This window comes from Streptomyces sp. NPDC047971 (assembly GCF_040653355.1).
Lineage (GTDB): Bacteria > Actinomycetota > Actinomycetes > Streptomycetales > Streptomycetaceae > Streptomyces.
The window spans coordinates 1-5,288 of the sequence record NZ_JBEZNW010000085.1; the positions used below are offsets into that span (position 1 = coordinate 1).

Annotated in this window: 6 protein-coding genes; 1 reads left to right on the forward strand and 5 read right to left on the reverse strand. The window is 72.0% G+C overall.

Annotation, left to right across the window (positions count from 1 at the left end; translation table 11 throughout):
* Positions 1–114: 114 nt before the first annotated feature.
* From galE to rplU, 5 genes are all read right to left on the reverse strand, one after another.
* The gene (galE, locus tag AB0D99_RS35430) at positions 115–1,101 is read right to left on the reverse strand and encodes a UDP-glucose 4-epimerase GalE (RefSeq protein WP_362372292.1); all 987 of its coding nucleotides are present in this window, start codon (positions 1,099–1,101) and stop codon (positions 115–117) included.
* 20 nt (positions 1,102–1,121) lie between these two features.
* Positions 1,122–2,747 (reverse strand): glycosyltransferase family 2 protein, encoded by a 1,626-nt coding sequence (locus AB0D99_RS35435; protein WP_362372295.1) that lies wholly within the window; start codon positions 2,745–2,747, stop codon positions 1,122–1,124.
* A 63-nt stretch (positions 2,748–2,810) separates the two neighbouring features.
* Complete coding sequence (obgE, locus tag AB0D99_RS35440; protein ID WP_362372298.1) at positions 2,811–4,250, reverse strand: GTPase ObgE; 1,440 nt, start codon at positions 4,248–4,250, stop codon at positions 2,811–2,813.
* Positions 4,251–4,368: 118 nt separating this feature from the next.
* Positions 4,369–4,623: a 50S ribosomal protein L27 gene (rpmA, locus tag AB0D99_RS35445; RefSeq protein WP_073914109.1), complete on the reverse strand. Its 255-nt coding sequence runs from the start codon at positions 4,621–4,623 to the stop codon at positions 4,369–4,371.
* 14 nt (positions 4,624–4,637) lie between these two features.
* A complete protein-coding gene (gene rplU / locus AB0D99_RS35450) occupies positions 4,638–4,958 on the reverse strand; it encodes a 50S ribosomal protein L21 (RefSeq protein WP_114036861.1) in 321 nt (106 codons plus the stop codon).
* A 211-nt stretch (positions 4,959–5,169) separates the two neighbouring features.
* Between rplU and AB0D99_RS35455 the strand changes: the two genes are divergently transcribed.
* On the forward strand, positions 5,170–5,288 hold a 119-nt coding region (locus tag AB0D99_RS35455; RefSeq protein ID WP_362372303.1), incomplete at its 3' end, for a P-loop NTPase.

The following is a 5,288-nucleotide window of genomic DNA, read 5'->3' on the forward strand; positions in this document are numbered from 1 at the left end:
CGGGGGCCCCCCCCGGCGCGCCCCCCCCCGTCCCGGGGGGCGCCCCCGGGCCCGCCCCCAACCGGCCGCGGGCCGGGGAGACACTCCCCGGCCCTCGGCTGTGTGCGCTGCGCGTCAGGCGGACACGCCTCGGCGGGCCACCCAGCCGGCCCACGCGGAGGTGATCATGTCGCGGACGTCGTGGCGGGCCTTCCAGCCCAGCTCCGCGGCGATGCGGTCCGCGGCGGCGACGACGCGGGCCGGGTCGCCCGGGCGGCGCGGGGTGACGACCGGGGCCACCGAGTGGCCGGTGATCTCGTTGATCAGGTCGATCATCTCGCGGACGGAGACGCCCTCGCCGCGGCCGATGTTCACGGTCAGGTCGCGCGGCTCGCCGGCGGCGGCCCACTCGGCGAGCTTGCGCGCGGCGACCAGGTGGGCGTCGGCGAGGTCCTCGACGTGGATGTAGTCGCGGACGCACGTGCCGTCGGGGGTGGCGTAGTCGTCACCGAAGATCCGCGGGGCCTCGTCGGCGTCGAGCCGCTCGAAGACCATCGGGACCAGGTTGAAGACACCCGTGTCGGCCAGCTCGGGGGTCGCCGCGCCGGCCACGTTGAAGTAGCGCAGGCAGGCCGTGGAGATGCCGTGGGCCTTGCCGGCGGCACGGACGATCCACTCGCCGGCGAGCTTCGTCTCGCCGTACGGGCTCAGGGGCAGGCACGGGGTGTCCTCGGTGACGAGGTCCACGTCCGGCATGCCGTAGACGGCGGCCGAGGAGGAGAAGAGGAAGTTGCGCACGCCGGCGGCGGCCACGGCCTCCAGGAGCACGGTCAGGCCCTGGACGTTCTCGCGGTAGTAGTGCAGCGGCTGCTCGACGGACTCGCCGACCTGCTTCTTCGCCGCGAGGTGGACCACGCCCGTGACGCCGTGCTCGGCGATGGTCCGGTCCAGGACCTCACGGTCGAGGGTCGAGCCGACCACCAGGGGCACGCCCTCCGGGACCCGCTCCGCGTACCCGGTGGACAGGTCGTCCAGGACGACGACCCGCTCACCGGCCTGCGTCATGGCGCGGACCACGTGCGAGCCGATGTATCCGGCGCCTCCGGTGATCAGAAAAGTCATAACGCCCCTTATCCCTTTCGCTAAGAACTGCGGGAGAGCCGACGGAGCCTGGCCCTGACCGCCCGGAGCCCGTCACGGGCGCCCGGTGCGAGCCGCACGGCGAGCGATCCGCTCGCCGTCGTGTACTGCTGCACCAGCAGTACACCGTACCGGCTGCTCGGCACGACCGAGCGCCGCTCACGTCCCTCCGGCAGCCGGAGCGCCGTCGAGAAGGAGTCGCCGTCCGCGCAGGTGACGGTGATCCGGATGTCCCACAGCTGGGTGCCGCGGTTCCCCCGGCGACGGCCGGCCCCGGCCAGCGCGGTGAGCCCGGCCGGAACGCGGGCGGTCCAGCCGCCCTCGCCCTCGGCGAGTTCGGCCCGCTCGGTGCGGGCGGGCTCCTCGGAGCCGCGGGGCAGGAACGAGACCTGGACCGTACGGGGTCCCGCCGCGCGCAGCCTGCCGTACAGATCGCGGACCGTGAGGCGCAGCTCACCGCCCCCACTCGTCTGGAGATCGGCGTCGACGACCACCGGAAGCTCGTCGAGGGGCATCGTCCCGACGCCGTCGAGCTCCAGATCGGGAAGGTCCAAGGACCAGACGGCGACGTCCTCGCTCCGCGCGTACGGCGGGAGCAGCCGGGCCGGCTCGGCGGCCAGCCGGGACAGCCGGAGCAGCTCCCGCGGCTCCTTGGCGGCCAGGACGAAGCGGGCCGCCCAGCGGGCGGGTGCGACGGCCGCGGCGATCTCGCTCTCGTCGAAGGTGCCGAGGTACTCCCGGGTCGACGCCCACCAGTCGACCTGGTAGGCGGCGTCGCGCAGCCTCAACTCGCGGGCGTACAGCCGCAGATCGTGTTCCAGGAACTTGGTGCGGCAGGCGGCGGCGAGTTCGGGCCGGCCGGCCTCCGTGAAGGTCTCCACGGCCTTGCGGTGGGCCGCGATACGGGCCTGCCAGTTGGCGACGCCCTCGCGGTCCAGGGAGATCGACAGCTGTGCGGCGGCGCGGCGGACGTGCCACACGTAGACCGTGTCGGGGATCACGGCGACGCGCGGCGCGGCGGCCAGGACGCGGGCGGTGAAGAGGAAGTCCTCGTAGATGAAACGGCCGTCGGGGAACCGGATGCCGTGGTCGAGGAGGAAGGACCGGGCGTAGACCTTGTTGACGCAGAGCGTGTCCTGCACCAGCGGGGTGAGGTCGCTCACGGTCTCCAGGAGGGCGGGCTCACGGTAGAGCCCGGGCTGCCAGCGCACCTCTCGGCCGCCGGGCAGTTCGCGCCGGACGCAGACGCCGACCGCGACCGGGGTCCGGTGCCGCTCGGCCGCCGCCACCAGGGACTCGGCCGCGCCCTCGGGCAGGATGTCGTCGCTGTCGAGGAACATCACGTAGCGGGCGGTGGCCGCCTCGATGCCGTCGTTGCGGGGGGAGCCGCAGCCGCCGCTGTTCTCCGTGCGGTGGACCACGCGCACCCGGGGGTGGCGCGCCGCCAGCTCGTCCAGGACCTTCGCCGTGCCGTCGCTCGACGCGTCGTTGACGGCCACGACCTCCGCGACCACGGGCCCCTGGTCGAGCGCGGACCGGATGGCATCGCCGACCAGCGCCTCGTCGTTGTAGGCGATGACCACGACACCGAGGGTGCCGTCTGGCGTGGGTGGGGGGGCGCTGCTCACACCGAGGATCCTACGGGAGCGGCCGACGTCGCCGACCGGCCGCTCCCGGGACTCGGGCAGACCCTAGAAGGGGTCGAACTCGTCGTACTCGCGCTGCGCCTCGTCCCGCTCCGCCTCGCGGTCGCGGCGGCGCTGCGCGGCCGGACGCGGGGCTTCGAGACGGTGGTCCTCGCCACGGCGGCCGAGCATCTCGGCGCCGGCCATCATGGTGGGCTCCCAGTCGAAGACGACCGCGTTGTCCTCGGCTCCGATCGCCACGCCGTCGCCCGCGCGGGCGCCCGCCTTCATCAGCGCGTCCTCGACGCCCAGGCGGTTGAGACGGTCGGCGAGGTAGCCGACGGCCTCGTCGTTGTTGAAGTCGGTCTGGCGGACCCAGCGCTCCGGCTTCTCGCCGCGCACCCGGTACACGTCCTCGGCCTCGTCGTACGTGACGGTGAAGCCGGCGTCGTCGACGGCCTTCGGGCGCAGGACGATCCGCGTCGACTCCTCCTTGGGCTTGGCCGCGCGCGCCTTGGCGACGATGTCGGCCAGCGCGAAGGAGAGCTCCTTCAGTCCGGTACGGGCCACGGCCGAGACCTCGAAGACCTGGTAGCCGCGCTCCTCCAGGTCCGGGCGGATCATGTCCGCCAGGTCCTGGCCGTCCGGGATGTCGATCTTGTTGAGGACGACGACGCGGGGGCGGTCCTCAAGGCCGCCGTACTGCTTCAGCTCTTCCTCGATGATGTCGAGGTCGGTGACGGGGTCACGGTCGGACTCCAGCGTCGCCGTGTCCAGGACGTGCACGAGGACGGAGCAGCGCTCCACGTGGCGCAGGAACTCCAGGCCGAGACCGCGGCCCTGGCTGGCGCCCGGGATCAGGCCCGGCACGTCGGCGATCGTGTACACGGTCGAGCCGGCGGTGACGACGCCCAGGTTGGGGACCAGCGTGGTGAAGGGGTAGTCCGCGATCTTCGGCTTGGCGGCCGACAGGACGGAGATGAGCGAGGACTTGCCGGCGCTCGGGTAGCCGACCAGCGCCACGTCGGCGACGGTCTTCAGCTCCAGGACGATGTCCCGGGCCTCGCCGGGCTCGCCGAGGAGCGCGAAGCCGGGGGCCTTGCGGCGGGCGGAGGACAGCGCGGCGTTGCCGAGGCCGCCGCGGCCGCCCTGGCCCGCGACGAAGGTGGTGCCCTGGCCGACGAGGTCGGCGAGGACGTTGCCCTGCTTGTCGAGGACGACGGTGCCGTCGGGCACGGTCAGGACGAGGTCCTGGCCGTCCTTGCCGGAGCGGTTGTCGCCGGCACCGGGCTGACCGTTGGTCGCCTTGCGGTGCGGGGAGTGGTGGTACTCGAGGAGGGTGGTGATCGCCTGGTCGACGACCAGGGTCACATCGCCGCCACGGCCGCCGTTGCCGCCGTCGGGCCCGCCGAGCGGCTTGAACTTCTCCCGGTGTACGGAGGCGCAGCCGTGGCCTCCGTTACCCGCGGCGACGTGCAGCTCGACGCGGTCCACGAAGGTGGTCATGGTTCTGTGCCTCCAGAGGAAGGGGGTGCTACGAGGTGGAATGTCTATCTAGTAACACGCGAAAGGCGGACCCGCTTCCCTGCCGGGAAGTGAGGTCCGCCTCCGCGAAAAGAACCGATCAGGCGACCGGAACGATGTTCACGACCTTGCGGCCACGGTGGGTGCCGAACTGCACCGAACCGGCCTGCAGGGCGAACAGCGTGTCGTCGCCGCCACGGCCGACGCCCGAGCCCGGGTGGAAGTGGGTGCCGCGCTGGCGGATAAGGATCTCACCGGCGCTGACGACCTGACCGCCGAAGCGCTTCACGCCGAGCCGCTGAGCGTTGGAATCGCGACCGTTCCGGGTGGACGATGCGCCCTTCTTGTGTGCCATCTCTCCTCAGTCCCTTACTTCGCAGCCGTGGGGATGCCGGTGACCTTGATCGCCGTGTACTGCTGGCGGTGGCCCTGGCGACGGCGGTAGCCGGTCTTGTTCTTGTAGCGAAGGATGTCGATCTTCGCGCCCTTGTGGTGGTCCACGACCTCGGCCGTGACCTTGATACCGGCCAGCACCCACGGGTCGCTGGTCACGGCGTCGCCGTCGACAACGAGCAGGGTCGAGAGCTCGACCGTGTCGCCAACCTTGGCAGTGGAAATCTTGTCAACCTCAACGATGTCGCCGACAGCAACCTTGTGCTGGCGACCACCGCTGCGCACGATGGCGTACACGCGGATCTCTCTCTCACTCGGGAACGGTCCCCTGATGCCAGCCGCTCACGTGGGCCGAGGCCCGCGGTGATCCGGAAGTGGACGAGCGGCCTCTCCCGAAAGACCGGGAGGAGGGTGCTCAGGGGGGTGGCGTGCCATACGACACGCCGACGGTCAAGGTTACGGGCCGGGCCTCAGGGGGTCAAATTCGGTGACTTCGACCTCTGGGGCGGTGTGGGCCGTCCTCGACGGGACGGCGGTCGCCTCCGGCAAGGGCGGCGTCGGCAAGTCCTCCGTGACCGTGAACCTCGCCGCGGCGATGGCCGCGGACGGGCTGAAGGTCGGCGTCGT

Bases quoted from the DNA above. Each gene is read 5' to 3' on its own strand.
- galE (WP_362372292.1), bottom strand. From the start codon at position 1,101: ATGACTTTTCTGATCACCGGAGGCGCCGGATACATCGGCTCGCACGTG.
- obgE (WP_362372298.1), bottom strand. From the start codon at position 4,250: ATGACCACCTTCGTGGACCGCGTCGAGCTGCACGTCGCCGCGGGTAAC.
- rpmA (WP_073914109.1), bottom strand. From the start codon at position 4,623: ATGGCACACAAGAAGGGCGCATCGTCCACCCGGAACGGTCGCGATTCC.